Origin of the sequence: Nocardiopsis sp. JB363 (assembly GCF_900143625.1) — a bacterium.
Taxonomy (GTDB): Bacteria; Actinomycetota; Actinomycetes; order Streptosporangiales; family Streptosporangiaceae; genus Nocardiopsis.
This window is the reverse complement of record NZ_FRFF01000103.1, coordinates 37248-63636: the sequence shown is the minus strand read 5'-3', so window position 1 is coordinate 63636 and position 26389 is coordinate 37248. Positions and strand designations below refer to the sequence as shown.

Here is a 26389-nt window from a genome sequence, read left to right as displayed (position 1 = left end):
TAAGCCCACGTAGGCACCGAGAACCTCCTAGTGTCATCGGCATGCCCATCTTCCCCCGCCTCGTCGAGGGCGACCAGGAGAGCGAACCCGACCGCACATGGGAGGGCCGACCACCCCGGCTGTGGCTGCACATCGCCGTGACCTGGACGGTCACCGCCCTGTGCGTCGGAGCGCTCATTCTGGGTGCCCTGTGGTTCCTCGGCTTCCCCGAGATCGCTCGACCGGACACACTGTCGTTGCGCGCCTTCGAGGGCGTGGTGGTCCGCGCGTTCGCCATCATGGCCGGGCTCAGCGGTATCGCGCTGCTGGTGATCGCCTACCACCGGCAGCGCAACAACAACCTGGAGAACCTGCGGGCACGCCGGGCCGCGGAGCGCGACGGGGTCAAACTGTTCAACGACCGGTTCACGGCCGCCTACACCGAGCTGGGCAACGAGCAGGCGACCGCACGGCTCGGGGCGGTGCACGCGCTGGCGCACCTGGCCGACGACGCACCCACCTCCGAACTACGCCAGACCTGCATCAACGTGTTGTGCTCCTACCTGCGCATGCCGAACGCCCCCGTGGCGGAGGGAGACGAGGTCGGCACTACCGCGCGCCAAGAGTACGAGGCCTTCCGAGAGGTGCGGTTCAGCATCATCCGGGTCATCGGGGACCGACTGCGCGACGAATACTCCTCTTGGCACGGTCACCGCTTCGACCTGTCCAACGTGGCCTTCGACGGCGGAACCCTCCGTGGGGTGCACCTCATCGACGGCAAGATGATCTTCGACCGCTCCGTGTTCAGCGGAGGGGAGATGGACTTCCGTTACTCGCGGGTCTCCGGGAGCCGGTTGTCCTTTCGCGGGGCACGCTTCACCGGCGGCACGGTCAACTTCCGGCATGTGCGCTTCGAGGGTCGCTTCAGCGACTTCGACAAGGCCGAGTTCTCGGGCGCGCGGGTCCTGTTCCACGACGCGCGGATCGCCGCGAAGACGATGAACTTCACCCGGGCCGGATTCACCGGCGGACGGGTGGAGTTCACGTCCGGGGAAGAGGGCACCGAACCCGCGCTGGGAGATCCGCCGGACGGGCTGCTCGATGCCGTGGCGGCGGGGACGCCCGGGGTGGTGCGCCTACCGGAGTCCTGGACCGGACCGGGGGTCGGGGAGGACGCTCCCCCTCACACGCGGTGAGGAATCTGTTCCAGAAAATGACCGGAAGCGGACATCCGGCCCCCTCCGGTCCCCGGAACCTCTAGCTTTGACCGGAGCGCGCCTTTTCCCCAGCGCCCTCCGGGTCGGGAATCATCCCCCTTTCCCCACCCGGAGGTCTTCCGGCCGTCCGGCCCCCGTCACATCCGGGGACCGGGCGGCCGGCCCCTTTTCCGGGCGGCTACTCCCCCGGACGTAGGTCCGACCCCCGAGATTCCTCCCCGTGGAGGACGCGATCCCGGAGGGGCGCGCCGTACCGTCGGGGTCGTGGCAGCACGAACCCTTCCCCGTCCCACCCGCACCGATCTATGGATCACGGCCATCCTGCTGGCCCTTTCCGTGATCAGTCCCGCGGTCATCGAAGCCTTCGACCCGGTCCCCGGTGACCGGCCCGCCTGGCCTTGGGGGTACGCGCTGATCCTGGTGGCCTGCCTGCCGCTGCTGTGGCGCACGGCCTTCCCTTGTCTGGTCGCCGTCGTCTCGGTGGTGGCCGCCACGATCTACTACCCGTTGGGTTTCCCCGACGGCCTGGTCATGTTGTGCACCGCGGTCATGCTCTACAGCGTGGTGCGGTGGGGCTACCGGACCTTCGGTTGGTTCCTGGGCATCGGCCAGTTCCTGGCGATCAACACCTACGAGTTGGCCTTGACCGGCACCTTCCGCCCGGAGGCCGTGGGGATCGTGGCCTGGGTCCTGGTCCTGCTGTGCGTGGCCGAGGTCCTGCGTTGGCGCGCCGAGTACCAGAAGGCCGACCGGGAAAGGGGACAGGAGGCGAGCCGCACCCGAGAGGAGGAGCTGCTGCGTCGTGCCTCCGAGGAACGCCTCCGATTGGCCCGCGACGTGCACGACACCGTCGCCCACAACATCTCCCTCATCAACGTGCAGGCCGGAACCGCCCTGTACCTGATGGAGGACCAGCCCGAGCGGGCCGCCGACGCGCTCACCACCATCAAACAGACCAGCAAGGACACCCTCACCGAGCTGCGCGCCATGCTCGGGGTGCTGCGGGCCGTGGACGAGGCGGCCCCCCGCTCGCCCACCCCCGGCCTGGACCGGGTGTCGGACCTCGTCGAGGGCGCGAGGGGCGCGGGCCTGGAGGTCCTGATGGAGACCGATGGCGACGAACGACGGCTCCCCCAAGGGATCAAGGGTGTCGCCTACCGGGCGTTGCAGGAAGCGCTCACCAACGTCGTCCGGCACGCGCACGCCGAGAGGGCCGTGGTGCGGATCGGATACGGGCCGGCGGAACTGTCGCTGGAGGTCACCGACGACGGCCGTGGGACGGTGGGCCCGCCGGCCGCGGGCAACGGGATCACCGGAATGCGCGAACGCGCCGCCCTCGTCGGAGGATCGGTGGACGCCGGGCCGGTGAAGGGTGGAGGATTCCGGGTGCGGGTGCGACTACCGGTCGACACCGGGCCCGTCGAGGAACGGGGTGGACAGGGTGATCCGGGTACTGCTCGCCGATGACCAGGCTTTGGTCCGGGCCGGTTTCGGGGCGCTGCTCGACAGCGCGGACGACATCGAGGTGGTCGCGGAGGCCGCCGACGGGGAGGAGGCCGTCCGATTGGCGCGGGCCGAACGCCCCGACGTGATCCTGATGGACATCAGGATGCCCGGGATGGACGGGCTGGCCGCCACGGAGCGGATCCTCGCCGAACCCGCGCTGGAGTGGACCCGCGTGGTCATCCTCACCACGTTCGACCTGGACGAGTACATCTTCGACGCGTTGCGCGCCGGGGCCAGCGGTTTCCTCGTCAAGGACACCGAACCGCGCGACCTGCTCCAGGCGGTCCGGGTGGTGCACGAGGGCGAGGCGCTGCTGTCACCCGGCATCACGCGCAGGCTGATCGCGGACTTCGCGAGCCGTCCCTCGAAGACACCGGTCTCATCGACCCGACTCAACGGACTCACTGTCCGGGAACGTGAGGTGTTGGCCCTGGTCGGTCGAGGACTCTCCAACGACGAGATCGCCCGAGAGCTGGTGCTGAGCCCGGCCACCGCCAAGACCCACGTCAGCCGCACCATGGTCAAACTCGGGGTCCGCGACCGCGCCCAGCTGGTGGTGCTGGCCTACGAGACCGCCCTGGTCGTCCCCGGCCGACCCCGGGAGACCTGAGGGTCGGCTCGGGGAGGTCCCGTACACCCGCGGGCGTAGCGGGGGGACGTCCGATACACCCCCGGAAGCGGAGTGGGTGACGCCCCCGGGACGATGCGCGGGAACGGACCCGCGACGGATGCTTCTGCTGTCCCCACCGACGAGAGCAGAAGGCCGCGACCGTGTTCGAAGACCCCCTCGCCCTGGCACGACTACAGTTCGCGCTCACCGCCGCGACGCACTACATGTTCGTGGCCCTGACCCTCGGCCTTGCCCCCTACGTCCTGTTCACCCAGTTGTCCGCGACGCTGCGCGGTGATCGCTCCCGAATGACCGCCGTGCGCTTCTGGGGCGGCCTGTACCTGGTCAACTACGGCATGGGCGTGCTCTCCGGCCTCGTGATGGAACTCCAACTGGCGTTGAACTGGAGCGGTCTCCAGGAGGCGTTCGGCTACAGCTTCGCGGCCCCGTTGGCGATCGAGACGATGACGGCGTTCTTCGTCGAGTCGACCTTCCTGGGGTTGTGGATCTTCGGGTGGGATCGGATGGGCCGCTGGGCGCACCTGTTCTGCTTCCTGGTGGTCACCGCCACCGCGTACTCGTCCGCGTGGTGGGTGTTGGTGTCCAACGGGTTCCTGCGCCACCCGGTGGGTTTCGAGATGGTGGACGGGATCGCGCACATGAACGATCCGGTCGCGATGCTCACCAACCCGGCGGCGCTCTTCGCCTTCGGTCACGTCGTCACCGGGGCGTTGGCCCTCGGCGCCCTCGTGGTGGGCGCGGTCTGCGCCTACCACCTGATGCGCGGTTGGGACCACGACGGCGTCTTCCGTCGGGGCATCGGCTACTCGGCGATCATGATGTGCGTGATGCCGTTCCTGGTGGTGACCTTCGGCGGCATGCAGTTCTCCTACTTCGATCGGGACCCGCCCACCACCGGGCTGACCCGCACCGCCGAGGAGATCGAGGCGATCGAGGCGGCCGGGCAGAGCTCGTTCGTCTCGGTCGCCAACACGACGGGGGACGTCGTCATGATGACCTCCTGGGCGCTCATGTTCTTCCTCGGTCCACTCATGGTGCTGGTGTTCCCCCTGATCGCGGAGCGACGCGGCGCCATGGGCCGGATGCTGCGGTTGGCCCCCGGCCCGCGACTGTTCGGCGGGCGTCCACCCTGGTGGGTCCGGTGGTCCCTGGCGCCCCTCCTGTTCGCACCCGTGCTGCCGTACCTGGCGAGCGTGGGCGGCTGGGTGTACCGGGAGACCAACCGTCAACCCTGGGTGGTGGTGCACCACCTGACGACCGCCGAAGCGGTGACTCCCCTGTCACCCGGCGCCGCCGTGGTCTCGTTCACGCTCTTCACCGTCGCCTTCGGTGTCCTGGCCGTGGTGACGTACTGGCTCCTGATCCGCTACGCCCGGCGAGGGCCGGAGGGCGGCCCGCTCGCCGAGAGGCGCCAGGTGGAACCCGCAGAGCCCGTTCCCCCCGTCCACACGTTCTGAGTCCGAGGGATGACACTCATGACACTCATGGAAATCTTCGCCTCTCCACTGCTGACCGCGTCGCTCCTCGGCCTGTTCGTCGTGGGCTACCTCGTCCTGGCCGGGTCCGACGTGGGCCTGGGCATGCTGATGCCGTACGTGACCCGCACCCCCGAGCAGCGGCGCCAGGTGGTGGCCGCCATCGCCCCCTATTTCCTGGCCTCCGAGGTCTGGCTGGTGGCCGCCGTGGGGGTGATGGCGGGGATGGTCCCGGATGTGGAGCACGTGGTGATCGCCACCCTGTGGCCGGTCCTGGTGCTCCTCCTCGCGGCGTGGCTGCTGCGCGACGCGGGGTTGTGGTTCCGTGCCCGAGTGGACTCCTCCGGCTGGCGATCCGCCTGCGACACCGCGATCGTGGCGGGCAGCTGGCTGCTGGCCACGTCGTGGGGCGTGGCGTTGGCGGGCCTGCTCGCGGGGGAGCTCACCCTGTCGCCGTTCACGGTGGTGTGCACCGCCGCGGTGGTGTCGTTGTTCGCGCTGCGCGGGGCCGCCTTCGGCGCCGAACGGTTGGTGGGCGCCACCGAGGCGGAGAGCGCGGACGTGGCCGCCCGGGCGACCCGCGCACTGGCCCGGGTCGCGTTGGCCACGGTCCTGCTGACGGTCGCCGTGGCGGTGGGCCTGGGCGTCCTACCCGCCGTACGCGTGGAGGCGGCCGTACTGCTGACCGCGGTGGCGGTGGCGGCCTTGGCCGCGACCACCGGGCCGACCGGTCCGATGCTCTCCCGGCACACCTCCGCGGTGGCCATCGCGGTTCCTGGATTGATCGTGGCGTTGTCCGTGGATCTGTCGGTCGCGCAGCTCCCCGGCATGACCGGGGTGTTCGTATGGTCGATGCTGCTCCCCACCGTTCCGGTCATGCTCTTGGGGCAGGTTTGGTTGTACCGAATGACGCGCCGACCGGCCGCCGAACCCACCTTCTTCGCCTGACCCTGGAAGGGCGGTCGGCCCGGTTCAGCGGTGTGGGGCCGGGTGTGCGCCCGCGCGCGACCCCATGGTCAAGGCACGGTCGGCGGCCGGCCTCGGGTTGGGAAAGGCGCGCGATGGGAAGTTCAACCTTTGGGAAAGCTTCGAGGCGTCGGGGAGGACCCTCGTCGCCATCGCGCACGGACTGCCGTGCCGAGCCCTTGAGGAGGGACCGTGACCCACACCCTGATCATGCCTCCGCCCCAGGCCGGGTGCGGCTGTGGTTCCGGCTGCGGTTGCGGCTGCCAGAGCGGCGGCTCCTGCAACTGCGGAGGGAACTGCGGTTGACCCCTCGGGGTGCGCCCGGCGGTGTCCGGGTCCCCCACCCCCTTCCGATGGGCTGCCCCTCCCCTTGGGGGCGGCCCCTCGGTAACGGATCGTTTCCGGCGGTTCCACACCCGGCATGTCGCGACAACGAGCGATGATGCGTGTACTCTGAGTCACAGCGTTTTCCCGCAGGGAGAGACGCCGGGCACCCACCCGTTGGGGGAGATCAGCGATGCCGCCGTTCACCAGTCCAGCGAGCCGGAGGGGACGACCCTCCGAGCACGCGCGCCTGCTCCGGTGTGTGCAGGAGATACTGGAACGCTCCGATCGGGCCGTGCCCTGGGAACCGGATACCGTCGGGCTCCCCGACGCCCACTCCGACAGCGCCCTGGCCCGCATCAACGACGTCGCCTTCTACGCGAACGCGCGCAACGAGGTCACCACATTGGCCGGCGTGTGCGTGGACCTGCTCCTCCTGCACAGCCCCGAAGGGGACGAGGGGTGCCGGTGCCAGGGCTGCCGACTCCCCTGGCCCTGCCCGACCTTCGGCGAGATCTCCCGCCTCCTGGGCTGAACCCCCGTACAACGGACGTCGCCCGCCGAAGTCGGGGCGCGATCCGACTTCGACGGGCGACGGTCTTCTCTGTGCCCACCACCGATGACACCCCACGACCGAACCGTCGGGGCGCCCTCACCGGGCGGGACACACCCAGAGGATAATACTGAAACTGGTTCTACTGCAAGGCCCGAGCCAGGCTCGAAACAGGTCTATTTCCCGGTGAAATAGCGCCAAATGGGATTTCTGCAACAGGATCTACTCTGGGATGAGATGCTCCCCTGGTCAGACCTGGAACTGGACGGCGGCGCGGTCGGCGAGCAACGGACCGATCACCGAGAGCGCGGCCTGGTGTTCGGGATGGTCCCGGTAGGCGACGAAGGCCGACTCGTCGGCGACGTCGGCCACCACCGCGAAGTCGAAGGTGCCCGGCCCGATGCCCAGATCCGGACCGAAGGCGTACGCGTCGAGCGCGGAGATCACGCCGGGCAGGGCGCCCAGCGCCTCCTCGACCCGCGCGACCTGCTCGGGGGTGGTGCCGTCCTGCCAGCGGAACAGAGCGATGTGTCGAAGTGCCATACCGCCGAACCTATCGGGAGCCGTAGGGCTGCGCGGGGTCCAGGGCGGTGAGGTGCGAGCGGGTGATCGACGGGGAGCGGCCAGGCCCAGGGGCGGGGGACAGCCCCTGGGACCGACCTTGGTCGGCAACGCGATGACCGCACCCCCACCGAAGCGAAGGGCTCTCCCGCCGGCCACCTGCGGGGGCGTGCCGCGCAACTTCGACGTTAACGAAGCATCGGCGACACGAACACCCCTCTTCGATAACCGGAACGTCTCGATTGACCGAAAGGGGAAGGGGACGACACCGCGACGACCTGCGACGACAGAACGTCACCGCAGGACCCGGCCATGGCAGGGAGGCGGGTGCCGACCCTCGTATATGTCCGGAAACGGCCAGGGCACAAATCCCCCCGCCGGAAACCGCAAAACAATACCCTCCGCAACGATCCGTGAAAAGGTTGCAGAGGGTTGCAATTCCGGCGAGGGAACGAACAAAGAAGCGGTCGACCGTGAAGTCGACCCGCGGATCAACTAATCCTGGTCGCCAGTAGATACGCGCTCGGAGAATCGGCGTCGACTATTTCGGCGACCCGCCAGACCTGGCCTCCGACACTGAACACGTCGCCCACACGAACATCGATCATGGGAGTGGGACGCCACTCCCTCGGGCCACCGATCTTGGCCACCGGGCGTCCCTGGTCGTCGATCCAGAAACTCCCGCCGCCAACGGGACCCCCGGCGAAGCGGTCGTTACGACCGTAACTGATCTTCTCCTGCGCACCGATCTCGTGAACCACCGTGGATGCAATCCCAACCGTCTCGGGTTCCATTGAAAACGCGTCCATATTAACCTTCTCCCCGTCATTGAACAGGGGGCTGAAGGAGCGTCCCAGCGTTTTGAGCAGAATAGCCGACAAAAGTAATGCGCGGGCCGGGACCTTGGTCCCGACCCGCGCATCGGATCAGTGGAGAGTGAAAACTACTGGTCGTCGGATCCCCGGTTGCCCTTGAGACGACCCACCAGGGTCTCCAAGGCCGAGCTGAACGGGTGGTCGTGCACCATGTACGTCCACGTCATCGAAGGACGCTTCACACCGACCTGGCCCACGTCCAGCTCACCGTCGACCACTTCGAGCTCTTCGAAGCTCTCGGCGGCGCGGGCCCGGGCCTCGTCCAGGAAGCCCTTGAAGACCGGGACGGCCTCGCGGTTGAACTCGTCCAAGGGGTCGCGACGGCCCAGGTAGCGCAGGTGGATACCCTCCCGCAGCTCCGACAGGAACGCGTTGTGATCGGTCCAGCCACGGTCCAGGTGGTAGAGGGTGATCTGCCGGGAGGCGTCGCCGACGCGCTCGGCGTCCAGCTCCTCCACCAGTTCCTCGTGGCGCGCCTTCTTGTCCTTGGCGATGTGCCGGTCGCCCTGATCCCCGTTGAGGACCAGCTCGCGGTGTTCCAGGACGACCTCGCGCTGCACGTCGATGAGCTTGTTGTAGCGCCAGGTGTTGCGGTGGACCTCCAGCAGCTGCCCCTCGGAGACCCGCTGGGCGTGGTCGACCATGCCCAGCCACGCGTCGTCGGTGATCTCGCCCTCGGCGGTGGTCTTGTAGCCGGTGCTCTCGGAGGCGTTGTTGACGAGCAGGTCGTCGTCCAGGCTGACGAAGAAGATGGAGTCGCCCGGGTCGCCCTGTCGTCCGGCGCGGCCGCGGAGCTGCCCGTCCAAGCGGCTGCTGGGGTAGCGGCCGAAGCCCATCACGAACAGGCCTCCGGTCTCCACCACCCGTTCACGGTCGGACATGTCGCTGCCGCCGAGCCGGATGTCGGTACCGCGGCCGGCCATCTGGGTGGAGACGGTGACGGCCCCGTAGGTACCGGCCTCCGCGATGATGGACGCCTCGTCCGCGTCGTTCTTGGCGTTGAGGACCACGCACTCCAGCCCGGCCTCGCGCAGCCGGCCGGCGAGCAACTCGGACTCGGCGACGTCCTGGGTACCGATGAGGATGGGGCGGCCGCTCTTGTGGACCTCCTCCACCTTCGCGATGAGGCCGTCCTCCTTCTCCTCGCGCGTGGCGTACAGGCGCGAGCCCTGGTCCTCGCGGACGTTCGGCTTGTTGGAGGGGATGACCGCGACTTCGAGCTCGTAGAACTCGCGCAGCTGCTCGGCGACGGACATCGCCGTGCCCGTCATGCCGGCCAGCGTGGGGTAGCGCATGATCAGGGCCTGGACGGTGATGGAGTCCAGGACCTCGCCGGTCTCGCTGATCGCCACCTTCTCCTTGGCCTCGACCGCGGCCTGAAGGCCGTCCGGCCAACGCTGGAGCAGGGCGATTCGACCGCGGGACTCGTTGATGATCCGCACCTCGCCGTCGCGCACCACGTAGTGGACGTCGCGCTGCAACAGCACGTGCGCGTGCAGGGCCAGGTTGACCTGCGGCAGGAGTGAGGAGTCGTCCTCGGAGTACAGTTCGACGCCGTCCAGTGCCTTCTCGACCTCGTCGATGCCCGCGTCGGTGAGCTGGACGTTGCGTCCCTCGCCGTCGATCTCGTAGTGCACGCGCGGTTTGAGGTCGCGCACCACGTCGGCCATCTCGATGTCGGCGGGTACGGCCTCGGCGGCGCCGGCCAGCACCAAGGGCACGCGCGCCTCGTCGACGAGCACGGAGTCGGCCTCGTCGATGATGGCGACGTGGGGTTCGGGCACCACCCGGTCCTCGATGTCGGTGACCATGCGGTCGCGCAGGACATCGAAGCCGAGTTCGCTGACGGCCGCGTAGGTGACGTCGCTGCCGTAGGCCTCTTTGCGTTCCTCCGTCTCGGAGTCCTCGTTGATCCAGCCGACGGTGACGCCGAGCATGCCGTAGAGGGGTTGCATCCACTCGGCGTCGCGTCGGGCCAGGTAGTCGTTGACGCTGAGCAGGTGGACACGCTTACCGCGCAGGGCGAACCCGGCGGCGGCGAGAGCGCCCGCGAGGGTCTTGCCCTCACCGGTGGCCATCTCGGACACGTGGCCGTCGAGCAGCGTCATGACTCCGAGGAGCTGGACGTCGAACGGCCGTTCGTCGAGGGTACGGCGTGCGGCCTCTCGGCCTACGGCGCACAGGTCGACCAGATCGGTCGGGGAGTAGGGGAGCTCGGCGTAGCCGAGTTCGATGGCCTTCTCCCTCAGCTCATCATCGCTGAGTTCACGCAGACCCTCCTCTTCGGCCTCGATCGCCGGCAGGAGCTTGGTATAGGGCCGCAGGTCCACCGCACCGGGCTTGCCCAGTAGGCGGCGGACGCTTTCCGCCATTCGTCCGAACACCACGCCAGGGTAACGCCGGACACAACCCGTTGGTTCCCCTCGGGTGATCGCATGTGCACAACAATGGTGCGAAACCATCCCAAGGGGACTCGTTCGGGCAGCGACGGGACGGCGTGCTCAGTTCACGAGTTGGCTCTGGGTGCGCTGGGTGCGCTGGCGGGCCTCCATGGCCATGGCGTGCTTGACGAGGGTCAGCAAGACCTTGACCACGGACTTGCGGTCGCGGGCGTCGCACGGGACGACGGGAACGTCGGGGGCCAGGTCCAGGGCGTCGCGCAGCTCGTCGGCGGTGTAGCTCGTGTCGGCGTCGAACTCGTTGACGGCCACGACGAACGGGAGCCGGTACTGGCGTTCGAAGTAGTCGAGGGCCTGGAAGGTGTCCTCCAGCCGGCGGGTGTCGGCGAGGATGACCGACCCGAGGGCGCCGCGGACCAGGTCGTCCCACATGAACCAGAAGCGCTGCTGGCCGGGGGTGCCGAACAGGAAAAGGGTGAGGTCGGTTTCGAGGGAGATACGACCGAAGTCCATGGCGACCGTGGTGCTGGTCTTGTCCGGGGTGTGCGAGAGGTCGTCCACACCGACGCTCGCCGAGGTGACGGCCGCCTCGGTACGGACCGGGGGGATCTCAGAGACAGCCCCGACGAACGTGGTCTTACCGACTCCGAAGCCCCCGGCGATGATGATCTTGGTGGACAGTTCGGTGGGTGCGTGGACGTTGTTCGTGCTGTTAGCTGAGTGGATCACAGTTTGTCCTAGCGAGAGTGCCGGGTCTGGACGGACGGTTGGCTCACGCGACCCGGGCTGGAGGGGCGCGGATCCGCCGGGGTCCGAACCTCCACTGGAGGATCCGCATCTGGAACCTAACACCGGTCGACGCTGGATTCCGGGGTTTCGGCAGAGTGACCATGAGGGCCCCGGCGACGGCCGAGGTGAGGGGGTTCCGGCCCGAACGTGACTGTGGACACCCCGCCATCGGATGTCCATCTCGTGGCCGGGAGTCCGGGTTCGCGAACGGACCGTAGTCAGACAAGCACATTCCTGTACCCCGGTCGGGGCACTTTACGACATTGTGAGCGGCCATTTTCGGCCGCTTTCGGCCGCGTCGATCCCTGTCCGGCACCGCTCCCTGCATCTACGGTGGAAAGCAGGGCACCCATCTGAGTGAGGTCGCCGTCGACTCCTGGCACGAGCACGCGACCCACGGGGCCCCGGCGGCGCCTTGGGGCGCACGACCGCCACCGACGTCTCGCTCTTCGATGTCGAACCGGCCGTACCACCCCGTTCGGGCGTTCCCGAGCCCCACCGGCCCACAACCGTCCACGTGGGCCGGTGGCGGCCGCTCACGATGCCTCGGCCACGCCCAGTGCGTAGGATGTACTCCGCACCCCTCCCCCGAACAGCGCACACTCGTGTGCCCGCGCGTTCCGGGGTCGATCAGGGGACAGCGAGTCCGCAGACAGAACACTCCCGAGGGAGCCGAGAACCCCACATGTCCGATCAGCGCGTCGTCCGCCCCACCCCCATCAGCGGTTTCCCCGAGTGGACCCCACAAGTCCGGGCCGTGGAGCAGCGTTGGCTGGACCATATCCGCGCCGGGTTCGAGTCCTTCGGCTTCGCGTCCGTGGAAACCCCCTCGGTGGAGAACCTGGACGTGCTGATGGCCAAGGGCGAGACCTCCCAGGAGGTCTACACCCTGCACCGTCTCCAGGCCGACGCCAAGGACGACTCCGACGCCAGGCTCGGGTTGCACTTCGACCTGACGGTGCCCTTCGCCCGCTACGTCGCCCAGCACTTCAACGAGCTGACCTTCCCGTTCAAGCGCTACCAGATGCAGCGCGTCTGGCGCGGTGAGCGCCCGCAGGAGGGCCGGTTCCGCGAGTTCACCCAGTGCGACATCGACGTCATCAACGTGGACTCGGTGCCGCTGCACTTCGACGCCGAGCTCCCCCGCATCGTGCACCGGGTTCTCAGCGGGCTGGACATCCCCGCCTGGACCCTGAACGTCAACAACCGCAAGGTGCTCCAGGGCTTCTACGAGGGTCTGGGCGTCAAGGACCCGATCGCGGTCATCCGCGCCGTGGACAAACTCCACAAGATCGGGGACGAGGGCGTACGGGAGATCCTGGTCGCCGAGGGCCTGACCACGGAGCAGATCGACCCCTGCCTGGCGCTGGCCCGTGTCAAGGGCGACGGCGCCACCGTGGTCGCGGGGGTCCGTGAACTGGGTGTCACCTCGGAGCTGCTGGAGGAGGGCCTGGAGGAACTGGCGTTCGTCATGAACGACCTGGCCGACCTGCCCGAGGGCGACGTGGTGGCGGACCTGTCCATCGCCCGTGGCCTGGACTACTACACCGGCACCGTCTACGAGGCCTCCTTCGACGACGACCCGGGGTACGGCAGCATCTGCGCGGGTGGACGCTACGAGGACCTCGCCGGCCAGTTCATCCGTCGGAAGCTGCCCGGGGTGGGCATCTCCATCGGCCTGACCCGCATCTTCGCCAAGCTCGTCGCGGAGGGACGCATCGAGGCCGGCCGGGTGTGCCCCACCGACGTGATGGTGGTCGTCCCCAACGCCGAGCGACGCGCCGAGGCGCTGCGCACCGGTGAACTGCTGCGTGGACGCGGGTTCAACACCGAGGTGTTCCACTCCACCGCCAAGGTCGGCAAGCAGATCCAGTACGCGTCCAAGAAGGGCGTCCCCTTCGTCTGGTTCCCACCCTTCGAGGAGGGCGGCGCCCACGAGGTCAAGGACATGGAACGGGGCGAGCAGACCACCGCCGACCCGGCCGTCTGGGACCCGAAGGGCTGATCCGCGCGGTTCGGCCCCGGTGGGAAGCACCCCTCCCCCGGGGTCGTCACGGCCCGAATTCACGAGGGTCACGATGGGCCCTTAGCAAATTACGGCCCGGCGTGGGCGGTTTCCGACCCCTCGTGCCGGAACCGGCCATTCACGAGACAGCCACGAACACCCGGTGCCAGACTGTAACCGGCCGCGTCGTGGACGTCACGGACACGAGGCGGTCGACATCGGTGTTCTAGTAAACGAGGCCATGTCTCCTCCTCGCCACAACCTGCCCCTGTCCGCCGGCGAGTTCATCCGGTTCGTCGGACGCGAACGCGACATCGTCGACCTGGGTCGCCTGCTCGGGACCGCCAGGATGATCACGCTGACCGGTACCGGTGGAATCGGCAAGACCAGACTCGCCCTCCACCTGGCCGAACGTGTGCTGCGCCAGTTCCCCGACGGGGTGCGCTTCATCGACCTGAGCGAGGCCTCCACCCACGAACAGGCGCTGCGCACCGTCGCCGCGGGCCTCCAGGCCGCCCAGGGCGATTCCACGACCCTGATGGACGGCATCATCACGGCACTGCGCACCCAGCACCTGCTGCTGCTCCTGGACACCTGTGAGCACGCGGTGGGGCCGATGGCCGAACTGTGCCAGGCCGTGCTGCGCGACTGTCCCCGAGTACGGATCCTGGCGACCAGCCGCCGGCCGCTCCACGTACCCGAGGAGAGCATCTGGCGGGTCCCGCCGCTCTCCCTGCCCTCACGGCCCACCCCCACCGACCCCTACGCCGCCGTTCCGGTGCCCATCCCGCGGCGGGACGCCCAGCGCTACGAGTCGGTGCGGCTCTTCCTGACCCGCGCGCACGCCGCCCGCTCCGGTTTCGAGATGACCCGGGAGAACTCCGGCTACATCGCGGAGATCTGCCGCATGCTCGACGGCCTGCCTCTCGCCATCGAACTGGCCGCCGCACGGGTCCGGGTGCTGTCGGTCCAACAGATCCTGCGCAGGCTGGACGACCGTTTCCAGCTGCTGACCAGCGACGGAACGGAGAACCTGCCGGCCCGCCAACGCACCCTGCGCGCGGTGCTGGAGTGGAGCCACGGCATGCTCACCAACGCCGAGCGCTCGCTCCTGCACCGCTTGTCGGTGTTCTCCACCTGGTACCTGGAGATGGCCGAAGAGGTGTGTTCCGGTGAAGGGGTGGAACCCACCGACATCCTGCCGTTGCACTTCTCCCTGCTGGACAAGTCGCTGATCGTGGTGGACGCCGAGATCAACGGCACCGCCCACTACCGGCTCACCGAGACCGTGCGCGCCTACGCCATCGAGCAGTTGGAGGAAGACGAGGACGTCGACGAACGCTGGTCGCGTTACCTCGACTTCAGCGTCCGCCGGTTGGAGGAGGCTTCCGAACGCGGGCGCACACCGAACGACTGGACCGAGCGGTTGGGCCGGTTGCGCAAGTACGACCACCACCGGGAGAACCACACCCGGGTGGTGGGCTGGGCGCTGTCCGAGGGACGGGTGGACGAGGCCCTGCGCGTGTGCGTGGCGCTGCGTCCGCACTGGCTGATGCGGGACCTGTCCGCCGAGGGCGGCCGTCTCCTGGAGTGTGTCCTGGCCGCGTCCCCCGATACCCAGTCGCCCCCGTGGAGGGCCCGCGCCCTGGCCCTCCACGCCGAACTGCGACTGGACGTCGACCCCGCCGCACGGGTGTCCACCCTGGCCATGTGCGCCCTGGAGTCGGCACGGGCCTGCCGGGAGCCCGGTGCGGCCGCTTCGGCCCTGACGACCCTGGCCACCCTCTCCCTGCGCGCCAGTTCCGTGGAGGAGGCCGAACGCCAGGCGCTCCAGGCCCTGGAGTGGGCCGTGGTGGCCGGGGACCCGATCACCGAGGCCGGCGCGCGCGAGGTGTTGGCCCGGTCGGCCCGGCGTCGTGGCGCCCCGGAGGAGGCCGTCGCCCACCTGGAGGTGAGCCTGTCCGCCGCGCGCCTCCTGTGCGACCGGTGGGTCGAGGCCCGATCCCTGCACGCGCTGGGGTCGATCGCGGCCGAGGCCGGGGAGCACGACCGCGCCCGCGAACTACTGTCGGAGGCCTTGGACGTCTTCGGCGAACTGCCCTCCGACCCGGCGGTGGCGCGGTGCGCCGCCGACCTGGGCCGGTTGCATCTGTCCTGGCGCGACCCGTTGTCGGCACGCGCTCCCCTGGCCCGCTGCCTACAGGTGAGTTTCACCTCAGGACGCAGGATCTCGGTGGCCCGGGCCATGGAGGCCTTGGCGGAGCTGGCGCTGGCCGAGGAGGAGGCCACTCGCGCCGCGGCGCTGGCGGGTGTAGCCGCCGACCTGCGCACCTCCCTGGAACAGCCGTCGGCCGAGACCGTCCGGCTGCGTTCGGCGGTGGAGCGTAGAGTGGGCGCGGACCAGGCCACCCAGGCGTGGAACGCGTGGCGTTCCCTGCCGTTGGAGCAGGTCCGCGACCGTGCCCTGGCCTTTCCCCGACCTCAGGGGGCCCGCGCAGGCGGACCCGAATCGCTCACCCCACGGGAACGCGAGATCGCCACACTGGCCGAGAAGGGACTGTCCAACCGTGAGATCGCCGAGGAGTTGATCATCAGTCAGGCCACCGCCGCACGGCATATCGCGAACATCTTCAGAAAACTCTCGATTTCGTCCCGGACGCAGTTGACCGGCTGGACCTCTCCCCGGGAGCCTGGCTGAACGTCCGACGTACGCGCAGCGGCACTTGCACAGTGCGCGTGCACCCGCTAAACCAGGAAGTCGGACCAGCACCGTCCGACTCCGATGAACCCAAACCCCTGTGACCCCTGCCACCCGGCGGTGAACACACCCCCGACCAGCCCCTAATTGTGAAGGCCATGGCACCTTTGACCGCGCCCGCGCGGCACAACCTCCCCCGGCCGGGCACCAGCTTCGTGGGCCGGGAACCGGATCTGAGTGATCTGCTCCGACTGCTCGGCTCCAGCCGGTCGGTCACCATCCGTGGCGCCGATGGGATCGGCAAGACACGGCTGGCCCTCCACGTGGCCGAACAGTCCACCGTCTCCTTTCCGGACGGGGCGTGGTTCGCCGATCTCACCGACGTGTGCACCCGCCTTGAGGTGTACGCGCGGATCGCCGAGGCCATAGGAGTGGTCGAGGAGGCGGGACAACCCCTGGCCACCACCGTGACCGAGGCACTGCGCGACCGGCGCCTGCTGTTGGTCCTGGACTCGTGCGAGCACGTGGCCGAGGAGGTCACCGAGATCGGTGACGCCCTGTTGGCGTCCTGCCCGTCGGTGTCGTTGATGCTCACCAGCGAACAGGCGGTGCGGCTGTCCGGTGGCACGGTGTGGATGGTCCCGCCGATGTCACAGCCGGTGGTGGCGCGCAACGCTCCACCACCCGACCCGACCACGACCGAACCGGTGCGGTTGTTCCTCGACCGCGCGCGTACGCGCGATCCCCGCTTCGAGCCCTCCCCCGAGGAGCTGGACGCGGTCTCGGCCCTGTGCGATCTGGCCGGTGGCATGCCTCTCGGCATCGAGCTGCTCGGCGCGGAGGCTCCGGAGTCCGGTGTGACGACACTGCTCCAGGGGCTACGGGCGCACCTGTCCTCCCCCGAGCTACGGCCCGGCCCCGGGCAGGCGGTCTCGCGCAGCCAGGTGCTGCCCGTGGTACTGGACTACGTGTACCGGAACCTGCCGGAACCCGAACGGGTGCTGTTGCGCCGGCTCTCGGTGTTCCGGGGGTGGGACCTGGAGTTGGCCGAGCAGGTGTGCTCCGACGAGGGTCTGCCCGAGTCCGCCATCCTGGACCTGCTCACCTCCTTGCTGAACCGTTCCCTGGCCACGGTGACGGGCGAGTTCGAGGGACGCGTGCGTTACCGGCTGCCCGAGGCCGTGCGCAGGTTCGCCGAGGAGCGTCTGAACGCCGAAGGCGAGGACGTCCTCTTCCAGGACCGCCTCCTGGAACGGATGCTGCTTCTGGTGGAGGACCTGAGCCGCAAACTGGAGTCGAGCCGCTCGATGCCCTGGGCCGAGAGGGACTCCGGACGGCGTCGGGTGCTCGCCGAATACGACACGCTCCGCTCGCTGCTGCGCAGGTCGCACCTGGAGGCGGCGGCCGAACCGGGGCTACGGTTGTGCGTGAGCCTTTCCGCCCACTGGGTGAGTCACCACAACTACTCCGAGGGCGCCCACTGGATGGACCGTCTGCTCGACCTGGAGGAGTCCGCAAAGGCACCCTCCAGGGCCCGGGCCCTGGTCGGTCGCGCCCAGTTGGCACGTGTCCGGCGCGACCACGACCTGGCCCGCAGCGCGGGCGAGGAGGGACTGCGGCTGTGCCGTGAGACCGGGGACGGCGTCTTCGTACGCACCTCGTTGAATCTGTTGGCCTTGGTGGAGGTGCGCGAACGCCGCGTCGAACGCGCCTCCGTGCTGGTGGAGGAGGCCCTGGAGCTGTGCCGTGAGAACGGGGACATGTGGGGCGAGGCCATCGCCCTGGGCACCCGAGCGGCCTTGGTGGCCCAACAGGGTGACCACCTCGGCGCCGACCAGCACTACAACGCGGCGTTGACCCTGCTCCGCGGGATCGACCACCGCTGGGGCGTGGGGGTGATCCTCATCGGCCAGGCCCGCGCCGCGGAGGTCGGCGGGGACCTGATGACCGCCGACCGTTGCTACCGGGAGGCCCTGGACACCCAGCGGATGATCGGGACGATGGCGGAGGAGGCCCGCTGCCTGGCCGGGATCGGTCGGGTGGCGCACGCCCAGGGTTCGCCCGGGCAGGCCTACGACTACCTGAGTGAGGGGCTGCTGCTCAGCCACCAGAGCGGGCAGCGCGCCGAGGCCGCCCGGATCCTGGCGTCGATCGCCCGGGCCGCGTTCGAGGACGACCTGCGCGAACCCGCCTGCCGGCTGGCGGGGGCGGCCACCGCCCTGCGCGAGCGGGTGGGACTGCCCACCCAGGGCGCCCCGTGGCCGTTCGTGGACGTGGAACCGGTCCGTCGGCGCCGCCGTCACCTGGTGACCTGGTGGGAGCAGGGGTACCGCATGGGTCAGGCCGAGGCGGTCCTGGAGGCCGAACGGCTGGTGACGGAGGCTCGCCGTCCTCCGGAGAAGCGGTCCCGCGCCTCCGGCACCCCGGGCGGGAACAGCGGGAAGGGCCCGGAGAAGAAGCGGACCCGCTCGTCCGGTCGTACCGGGACGGGTCGTCGCCGCACCCCCACCGCGACCTACTCCCCCGATGTCACCAGGCCGCAGGACGGTCTGACCAAGCGGGAGCTGGAGATCGCCCTGCTGGTGAGCACCGGTATGAGCAATCCGGAGATCGCCCGAGACCTGTTCATCACCCCGTCGACGGCCGCACGTCACGTCGCCAACATCAACCGCAAGATGGGGTTCCATTCACGCACACAGATCACCGCGTGGGTGGAGCGCCACAGGGCGGGTTGAGGATCCGGGAATCGGGTTCCCGGTGACGTACGCCCCCGTCCGGGGGTTGTGTAGAAACACCGTGTCCCGAATCTACATATGCATATGCATGGCAAGATGCATGTGTATTTGACTGTGAACGCGCTAGGCTTCACAGCATGGGACGTCAGGCTCACGGCTCCAAGGAACCGAGACCGATCACGTCCCGGAAATGGCCGTCGGGGGCCGGGCGGAACGCCGGCCACCCGTCGCGCCTTCGGTCCCGAGGTGGCCCTCGGGACCGGTGGGCACCCGTGCCGGTGCGAGAAGGGACCTGGGGAGGGCCCTGCTCGCGACGAGTAGCCGGCACGGCGCTTCCGGGCTCGTCACGTGGAGGGGGTGTGACGAGCCCGGGAAGCGAACCCACCGACACTGCGGCCGACTGGGGGAACGTATGGGGGTAGGGCTGTCTTCTGGAACCGGACGACCGGGTAGGCATCTGCCACGTCGGGAGGACCCGATCGGTTCACTCACCGGTGGCCTGTACGAACGGCTGCGGCTACGTCCCGGGCTCGGTGGGTCGATCAGAGGCAGGTTCGGTCGCACCGACGGACTCACGTTCGCGGCCACGGTGGAGCAAGCGGCCACGGGGCTGAGCCGGCGCGGTCTGTGCCTCGGTGACGTGGTGGGCGTCCTCGCGCCCGTCTCACCCGACCGGTTCCTGGCCTCCTACACGGTGATGGCGGTCGGGGGTCGTGCCCTGACCGTCCTGCCCGAGTCCGATCCCGACACCCAGTGCGCGGCGCTCGCCGAGACCGACGCCCGCCTGTTGTTGGTCAGCGAGGACCTCGCCGCGCGCGGCCTCGAACTGGCCGAGCGGTCCCGGGTCCGGCAGATCATCACCTTCGGCTCCGCCTTGGGCACCACGCCCTTCAACGAGCTGCTCCTGCCCAGCCCCGACGGCAATGGCTACAGCCCCGCACGCGGGCTCTTCGACAACGGGCTGTTGGGCTACGAGAGCACCGGCGACGGCATTCTGACCACCTTGTACACCCACCATGACCTGTTGGCGAGGTTCGCCGAGTTGCGTCAGGTCCTGGACCTGACCCCCGACGACATCGTGGCGGTGGACCGGCGCGGGGACGAGGCCACCCGGATGGCCTTGGCCGCGCTCGCCCTGTGGACGGGCGCGTGCGTGGTCGCCGGGGAGGGGTGCCCGCCCCCGGAGGGGCGTGGAGTGACGGTGGAGTGCGCGCCCGACCCGGTCCGGGTCGGAGCCCCGCACAAGGCGGGCTGAGCCGCTCAGGAGCCGCTGGAGGCCGCCTCGTCGTCGATCTCGAACCAGGCGACGTGCGTGGCCTCGCTCCAGTACTCACCACTGCGCGTCGCGCAGCTCTCCACGATGAACTTCCCGCGGCCGAAGTCGTCGCCGTCCTCACGGGTGTGCACGTCCGCGGCACCGTCGGGTTCGCGATCACCCTGGTCCGCGACGGCCACCCGCAGGCGTCCCTCGTCCGAACGGATGAACAGGGTCATGACTCCGCCGCTCTGACCCGAGCGGGAGTGCAGCAGGGCGTTGGTGGCCAGTTCGCTGACGGAGAGCTCGGCATCGTCAAGAGCCCCCTCGGAGTGGCCGGTGCGGGAGAGGAACTCACGGACGCGGGCACGGATGGAACGCACCGCGGTCAGGTTCCCCGCGCAGCTCCACACGGTGTGGTCGGTGACTCCGCCCGTCAGATCGGCCCCGTCGATCGCCGGCGCGTCCGACGTCGCGGCGTCCGGGACCTGCGGGGGCACGTAGTCCTGGAGTTGCCTCGCATCAGCCATCCGGTCACTCCAATCACCCGCGTCGGGCGCGCGGGTCGCGCCGCCTGCACTCACCTTAGACAAGGGTGTACCGGGTACAGAACAGCACACCCACGTTCGTGACGCTGTGGATTGGCCACAAAACCCCCTCCTGTGTCCTCCCCGATCTGGACAAAGGAAACAGCACGGACCCCAGCGGCGCCCATGTGAGGTGCAACACGTTGGCAATGCCCTGCCGAAACCGACCTACGGGGCGGTCCGCAAACCCGACCCGGGCCGGTCGGGCTCCGAGTCCTCCCTGTTCCTCGCCCCCATGTCTCATCAAGGCATCGGTGACCTTGGGTCACCGCGTCTCCGGCAAAGCGAGAAAAGTCTCCTCTAAACACCACGTTTTCGCGTCCCGGTGACAACGATGGGGATACAACCCCGAGCGCCGGAACGCCTCACGGGCCCACCACCAGCACTCACGGGTCACATGAAAGCACACGTGTCACATCGCCTCGCTTTCACGGAGGACCGCCCGCTCCACATGGGTTTCCCCTCGTTCCGGAGTCCTCCCGGTTCACCGCCCGAGAGCAACCGAAAGTTCGGGTTCACCCCGGTTCCGACCGGGTTTGACGCCCCTTGTAGTGCGAACAAGGATCTTTGAGACCGACGATTTCCACGTCACCCGGGGAAACACCCCCGCTCACCGAGTGCCGAGGCCGTGTCGATCGAACTTCATCCCCATCCCCAACCGAGGTGTCACGTGCCGACCCTGCCCGAAGACTCCACCACCGTTCAGCGTTTCACCAGTCGCCGCAGTCTCCTCAAGGTCTCCGCCGCGGGTGCCGCCATCGCTCCCGTACTCGCCGCGTGCGGCGGGGGCGACTCCGACTCCGGTGGGGGCGCGGAAGGGGAACCCCAGCGGGGCGGTCGTCTGCGGGTCGGTGTCGCGGGCGGCGGCTCCGGTGACACCCTCGACGCGCACGACCCCACCGACAACGTCGACATCGCGCGCAACTACGCGCTCTACGCGGCGCTGATGCGCTTCGCCAACGACGGCACCATCGAGCCGTACCTGGCCGAGTCGCTGGAGGCCAACGACGACGGCACCGAGTGGACCCTGGTCCTCAAGGAGGGACTGACCTTCCACGACGACTCCCCCGTCGACGCCGAGGCGGTCGTCTACTCGTTGCGGCGCATCCTCGACCCCGACAACCCCATGCGCGGTGCGGGTGACATGCCCGGCCTCGACCCCGAGAAGCTGGAGATCATCGACGAGCGGACCGTCCTCATCCCCGTGGACGAACCGCTGGTGACCCTGCCCGAGGCACTCGCCGAGTACTACAACTGCGTCGTCCCGGTCGACTACGACCCGGAGAACCCGATCGGCGCCGGACCGTTCAAGTACTCCGAGTTCGTCGTGGGCGAGTACAGCCTCTTCGAGCGCCACGAGGGCTTCCACGTCGAGGGACAGCCGTACGTGGACGAACTGGAGATCATCGACTTCCCCGACGACGACGCCCGCGTCAACGCGCTCAACAGCGGCAGCGTCGAGATCATCAGCCAGGTGCCGCAGGCCCAGGTCACCATCATCGAGGGCGACCCGAACCTGGAACTCATGGAGTCCGAGACCGGCATGTGGCTGCCGTTCACGATGAACATCGAGGAGGAGCCCTTCGACGACGTACGCGTCCGTCAGGCCTTCCGTCTCATCGTGGATCGCCAGGAGATGATCGACCAGGCCCTCGCCGGATACGGCCAGGTCGGCAACGACATGTACGCGCGGATGGACCCCTCCTACCCCGAGGACATCCCCCAACGCGAGCAGGACATCGACGAGGCCAAGCGGCTCCTGGCCGACGCCGGTCACGAGGACGGCCTGGACGTCGAGCTGGTCACCTCCGACATCAGCGCCGGCGTGGTCGCCGCCGCCGAGGTCTTCCAGGAGCAGGCCCGCGAGGCGGGCGTGAACGTGAGTCTGCGCCGGGTGAACCCCAGCGATTACTGGAACCCGGAGGAGGGTTTCCCCTACCCCTTCGGCCAGGACTTCTGGAGCGCCCGCAACTACATCACCCAGACCGCGCAGGGCTCCGTGGTGGGCGCCCCCTACAACGAGACCATGTGGGGCGAGCACGAGGAGTGGCTCGAACACCTGACGCAGGCGCGCCAGACCCCCGACGAGGACGAGCGCAACGAGATCATCCGCAAGGCGCAGGAGATCGAGTACGAGGAGGGCGGCTACATCGTGTGGGGCTTCGTGAACCTGATCGACGCCCACTCCACCCGGGTGCACGGGCTGGAGCCCGCCGTCTCCGGTCACCCGTTGGGCTCGTACGCCTTCCACACCATGTGGATGGAGCAGGAGTAGCGGTAGCCGAGTTCCTCATCGGGGTTCCGTAGGCACGCTACCGAAAGCTCATCATGTTCCGACTCATCGTCGTCCGCCTCTTCTTCGGCGCGCTGACGCTCTGGGCGGTGTCCCTCGTGGTCTTCGCGGCCACGCAGGCGCTGCCCGGCGACGCGGCCCAGCTCATCCTGGGCCGCGACGCCACCCCGGAGCGGTTGGAGGCGCTGCGCGACCAGCTCGACCTGCACGAACCTGTGGCGGTGCAGTACATACAGTGGCTGCAGGGGATCGTCCAGGGCGACCTCGGCACGTCCTTCTCCAATCGGCAACCCGTCGCCGAGTACCTGGCCTCACCCGTGCAGAGCTCGATGACCCTCATGGGTCTGTCCGCTCTGGTCGCCACCCCGATCGCGCTGTTCGTCGGCGCGTTCAGCGCGCTGCGCCGGGACCGCGGCTTCGACCACTCCGCCTCCATGGGCACTTTGGTCCTGGCCTCCGTCCCGGAGTTCGTGATCGGCATCCTGCTGATCCTGCTCCTGGGCCCGGGCGGTCTCGACCTGTTCCCGTCGGTCTACGCCCGTGAGGGCGGCCCGGAACAGTGGGTGCTGCCGGTGCTGACGCTCGCGTTGGCCGTCGCCCCACCGATCGTCCGCATGATGCGGGCGACGATGATCGAGGTCCTGGAGAGCGAGTACGTGCAGCAGGCGCGTCTCAAGGGCATGTCCGAACGCACTGTGCTGTGGCGTCACGCCGCACCCAACGCGATCGGCCCGGTGGCCCAGGTGGTCGCCCTCCAGCTGGCCTGGTTGGCCGGCGGTGTGGTGGCCATCGAATTCCTGTTCAACTTCCCCGGCGTCGGCAAGGTCCTCATGGACGCCATCGAAGACCGTGACGTGCCGCTGGTCCAGGCCGTGGTCCTGCTCATCGCGGGGATCTACATCCTGGTCAACCTGATCGCCGACGTGATCGGGCTGGCGGCCAACCCGAAGGTGAGGGTCGCGAACCGATGAGTGCGCCTTCGACGAGCACCACCCCCAAGGCGCCGGTCCGGCGCCCGGGACTGTTCCGATCCGCGTGGCGGTTCGGTCGTACCAAGATCGGTGTGGCCCTGACCGGCCTCATCGTGCTGATCGCCGTGGTGGGCCCGTTCGTGGCCCCCTACACACCCACCGAGTTCGTGGCCAAGCCGTTCGAGTCGGGTGTGGACGGTGTCCTGTTCGGCGGTGACAACCGCGGCCGCGACGTGCTCACCCGGTTCCTGTGGGGCGGATGGACGCTGTTGCTGTTGGCCGGTTCCGCGGCCGGCATCGGTGTGGCGGCGGGCACGGTGATCGGCATCATCGCCGGTTACCGCCGCGGCTGGGTGGACGACGTCCTCATGCGGACCAACGACGTGCTGCTGGCGTTCCCGCAGCTCATCGCGGCGCTGCTGGTGATGTCGATCATCGGGCCGAAGGTGTGGCTGATCGTCACCGTGATCGCGGTGTCGCACATGCCTCGTGTGGCGCGGGTGATCCGTGAGGCCACCCGCAAGGTGATCGAACAGGACTACGTGAAGGCCGCCGAGGCGATCGGGTTGCCGCGTTGGCGGATCATGACGGTGGAGATCCTGCCGAACGTGACCAGCCCGCTGTTGGTCGAACTGGGTCTGCGCCTGACCTACTCGATCGGCGTGGTGGCCGTGCTGGGCTTCCTCGGCATGGGCATGCAGCCGCCCACCGCCGACTGGGGTCTGATGATCAACGAGAACCGGCAGGGCATGGCCGTCCAACCGTGGGCGGTGGCCCTCCCCGTGACGGCGATCGCGATCCTGACCGTGGGCGCCAACCTCATCACCGACGGGCTGTCCCGCGCGGCGATCGGTATCGATCGGGGGGTCGAGAAGTGACTGAGCATCCGGAACAGACGGGGGCCGACGAGCCCACCGGTGACGAGACCGTGCTGAGGGTCGAAGGCCTGACGGTGATCGGGCGTCCCTCGGACGTCGAGATCATCAGTGGCGCGTCCGTGACCGTGAACCGGGGGGAGATCCTCGGGTTGGTCGGCGAGTCCGGCTCCGGCAAGACCACGCTGGGGCTGGCGCTGCTGCACCACCTCAAGCGGGCCACGGAGATCACCGACGGCCGGGTACGGGTCGGTGGACGGGATCTGGCGTCGCTGAACGAGCGGCAGGTGCGGGAGTTGCGCGGCCGCGCGGTGGCCTACATCCCGCAGTCGCCCGCGTCGGCCCTCAACCCGGCGTTGCGTCTGGGCATCCAGCTGACCGAGGCCCTGCACGACGCGAACGCGACGCCGAAGCAGGTCGCCGAGCGGGTGAGCGAGGTCCTGCGCGAGGTGGCGCTGCCCGACGACCCCGCGTTCCTCCGTCGCTACCCGCACCAGCTGTCCGGCGGACAGCAGCAGCGGGTGGCGATCGCGATGGCGTTCGTGGGGCGTCCCGACCTGATCGTGCTCGACGAGCCGACCACCGGTCTGGACGTGACGACTCAGGCGCACGTCTTGGAGACCATCCGGTCGATGACCCGCGAGTACGGGACCGCGGGTGTGTACATCAGCCACGACATGGCGGTCGTCGCGGACCTGGCCGACGACATCGCGGTCATGTACCGCGGTGAGCTGGTCGAGCACGGGCGCGCCGATGAGGTGCTCTCCAACCCCCGGCACGAGTACACGCGACGACTGCTGATGGCGGTGCCGCTGCTGCGCACCTCCGGGCACGAGGACCCGCCGGCGCAGGCCGACGAACCGCTACTGCGGATCTCCGGGCTGTCCGCCGGGTACGGACGCGCGAAGGTACTGGAGGGGATCGACCTGTCGGTCTCTGCCGGTGAGTGCGTGGCCCTGCTGGGCGAGTCGGGTTCGGGCAAGACGACCCTGTCGCGTTCGGTGGTGGGATTGCACCACCAGTTCTCCGGCGAGATGTCCTTCGACGGTCAGTCCCTGACCACCAGCAGCTACCGGCGTACCGACGAGCAGCGTCGCCGCATCCAGTACGTGTTCCAGAACCCGTACGAGGCGCTGAACCCGCGCAAGCGGGTACGCGACCAGATCCTGGGCCCCTACCGGCACCTGGTGGGTCGTCCCGACGACCCGGACCTGGTGGTGGCCGAGGCGTTGGAGCGGGCCGCGTTGCCCGCCTCCTACGGGGAGCGGTTCCCCGAACAGCTCAGCGGTGGTGAGCGCCAGCGCGTGTGCATCGCCCGCGCGGTGGCGACCAGGCCGGACCTTCTGGTGTGCGACGAGATCACGTCGGCGCTGGACGTGTCGGTGCAGGCGGAGATCATGAAGCTCCTGCGGTCGTTGCAGGACGACGGGATGGCGCTGCTGTTCGTCACGCACAACATCGCGCTGGTGTCCAACATCGCCGACCGGGTCGCGATCCTCAACGCGGGAGTGATCGTGGAGTACGGGCCGGTGGGCCGGGTGATGTCGGCGCCCGAACACGAGTACACGCGGGCGCTGATCGCGGACACCCCCGACTTCGAACTGTCGTTCCCGGGTGCTCCGGAGCGCCTGGGTATGGACTCCGAGGGCCGGGTCACCGACGGCTAGGTGGAACGCCGAGGGGCCGGAGACGTGT

General features: G+C 68.9%; 19 protein-coding genes. 14 read left to right on the top strand and 5 right to left on the bottom strand.

Annotated elements, in window-relative coordinates:
- Positions 1-41 precede the first annotated feature (41 nt).
- The 6 genes from BQ8420_RS15425 (at position 42) to BQ8420_RS15400 (ending at position 6633) form a co-directional block, all read left to right on the top strand.
- Entirely contained in the window at positions 42-1175 is a 1134-nt protein-coding gene (locus tag BQ8420_RS15425; RefSeq protein ID WP_087099713.1) for a pentapeptide repeat-containing protein, read from the top strand.
- Positions 1176-1460: 285 nt separating this feature from the next.
- A complete protein-coding gene (locus BQ8420_RS15420) occupies positions 1461-2663 on the top strand; it encodes a sensor histidine kinase (RefSeq protein WP_235006238.1) in 1203 nt (400 codons plus the stop codon).
- Positions 2638-3312, top strand: a complete 675-nt coding sequence (locus tag BQ8420_RS15415) for a response regulator transcription factor (RefSeq protein ID WP_087099930.1) — start codon at positions 2638-2640, stop codon at positions 3310-3312. Before BQ8420_RS15420 ends, BQ8420_RS15415 begins: the two co-directional genes overlap by 26 nt.
- A gap of 161 nt (positions 3313-3473) precedes the next feature.
- The gene (locus BQ8420_RS15410; protein WP_087099709.1) at positions 3474-4790 is read left to right on the top strand and encodes a cytochrome ubiquinol oxidase subunit I; all 1317 of its coding nucleotides are present in this window, start codon (positions 3474-3476) and stop codon (positions 4788-4790) included.
- Positions 4791-4817: 27 nt separating this feature from the next.
- Complete coding sequence (locus tag BQ8420_RS15405; protein WP_087099929.1) at positions 4818-5756, top strand: cytochrome d ubiquinol oxidase subunit II; 939 nt, start codon at positions 4818-4820, stop codon at positions 5754-5756.
- 604 nt (positions 5757-6360) lie between these two features.
- A complete protein-coding gene (locus BQ8420_RS15400) occupies positions 6361-6633 on the top strand; it encodes a hypothetical protein (RefSeq protein WP_235006236.1) in 273 nt (90 codons plus the stop codon).
- Between the two features lie 267 nt (positions 6634-6900).
- Here the strand turns inward: BQ8420_RS15400 and BQ8420_RS15395 are convergent, their stop codons facing one another.
- The 4 genes from BQ8420_RS15395 to BQ8420_RS15380 all read right to left on the bottom strand — a co-directional run bounded on the left by BQ8420_RS15395 (position 6901) and on the right by BQ8420_RS15380 (position 11215).
- Positions 6901-7194, bottom strand: coding sequence for a Dabb family protein (locus BQ8420_RS15395; protein ID WP_087099705.1), 294 nt, complete (start codon positions 7192-7194; stop codon positions 6901-6903).
- A 509-nt stretch (positions 7195-7703) separates the two neighbouring features.
- Positions 7704-7973, bottom strand: coding sequence for a DUF6406 domain-containing protein (locus tag BQ8420_RS15390; RefSeq protein ID WP_087099928.1), 270 nt, complete (start codon positions 7971-7973; stop codon positions 7704-7706).
- Between the two features lie 182 nt (positions 7974-8155).
- Positions 8156-10459, bottom strand: a complete 2304-nt coding sequence (secA2, locus tag BQ8420_RS15385) for an accessory Sec system translocase SecA2 (protein ID WP_087099927.1) — start codon at positions 10457-10459, stop codon at positions 8156-8158.
- Positions 10460-10588: 129 nt separating this feature from the next.
- Entirely contained in the window at positions 10589-11215 is a 627-nt protein-coding gene (locus BQ8420_RS15380) for an ATP/GTP-binding protein (protein ID WP_087099702.1), read from the bottom strand.
- 745 nt (positions 11216-11960) lie between these two features.
- On the opposite strand from BQ8420_RS15380, the gene hisS reads away from it, so the two are divergent.
- From hisS to BQ8420_RS15360, 4 genes are all read left to right on the top strand, one after another.
- Positions 11961-13280, top strand: a complete 1320-nt coding sequence (gene hisS / locus BQ8420_RS15375; protein WP_087099700.1) for a histidine--tRNA ligase — start codon at positions 11961-11963, stop codon at positions 13278-13280.
- Between the two features lie 241 nt (positions 13281-13521).
- Positions 13522-15978 (top strand): LuxR C-terminal-related transcriptional regulator, encoded by a 2457-nt coding sequence (locus BQ8420_RS15370; RefSeq protein ID WP_087099698.1) that lies wholly within the window; start codon positions 13522-13524, stop codon positions 15976-15978.
- Between the two features lie 167 nt (positions 15979-16145).
- Positions 16146-18713 carry a LuxR C-terminal-related transcriptional regulator gene (locus tag BQ8420_RS15365; RefSeq protein WP_087099696.1) on the top strand — a complete coding sequence of 856 codons (2568 nt, stop codon included), beginning with the start codon at positions 16146-16148 and terminating at the stop codon, positions 18711-18713.
- A 412-nt stretch (positions 18714-19125) separates the two neighbouring features.
- Positions 19126-19968: an AMP-binding protein gene (locus tag BQ8420_RS15360; RefSeq protein ID WP_087099694.1), complete on the top strand. Its 843-nt coding sequence runs from the start codon at positions 19126-19128 to the stop codon at positions 19966-19968.
- A 5-nt stretch (positions 19969-19973) separates the two neighbouring features.
- Here the strand turns inward: BQ8420_RS15360 and BQ8420_RS15355 are convergent, their stop codons facing one another.
- Positions 19974-20498 carry an ATP-binding protein gene (locus BQ8420_RS15355; protein ID WP_087099692.1) on the bottom strand — a complete coding sequence of 175 codons (525 nt, stop codon included), beginning with the start codon at positions 20496-20498 and terminating at the stop codon, positions 19974-19976.
- A gap of 727 nt (positions 20499-21225) precedes the next feature.
- On the opposite strand from BQ8420_RS15355, the gene BQ8420_RS15350 reads away from it, so the two are divergent.
- The 4 genes from BQ8420_RS15350 to BQ8420_RS15335 are packed head-to-tail and all read left to right on the top strand — an operon-like array spanning position 21226 to position 26361.
- Positions 21226-22830: an ABC transporter substrate-binding protein gene (locus tag BQ8420_RS15350; protein WP_087099690.1), complete on the top strand. Its 1605-nt coding sequence runs from the start codon at positions 21226-21228 to the stop codon at positions 22828-22830.
- A 53-nt stretch (positions 22831-22883) separates the two neighbouring features.
- Complete coding sequence (locus BQ8420_RS15345) at positions 22884-23819, top strand: ABC transporter permease (RefSeq protein ID WP_087099688.1); 936 nt, start codon at positions 22884-22886, stop codon at positions 23817-23819.
- Positions 23816-24697 carry an ABC transporter permease gene (locus BQ8420_RS15340; RefSeq protein WP_087099686.1) on the top strand — a complete coding sequence of 294 codons (882 nt, stop codon included), beginning with the start codon at positions 23816-23818 and terminating at the stop codon, positions 24695-24697. Before BQ8420_RS15345 ends, BQ8420_RS15340 begins: the two co-directional genes overlap by 4 nt.
- A complete protein-coding gene (locus tag BQ8420_RS15335) occupies positions 24694-26361 on the top strand; it encodes an ABC transporter ATP-binding protein (RefSeq protein ID WP_200815951.1) in 1668 nt (555 codons plus the stop codon). Before BQ8420_RS15340 ends, BQ8420_RS15335 begins: the two co-directional genes overlap by 4 nt.
- The last annotated feature ends 28 nt before the right edge of the window (positions 26362-26389 follow it).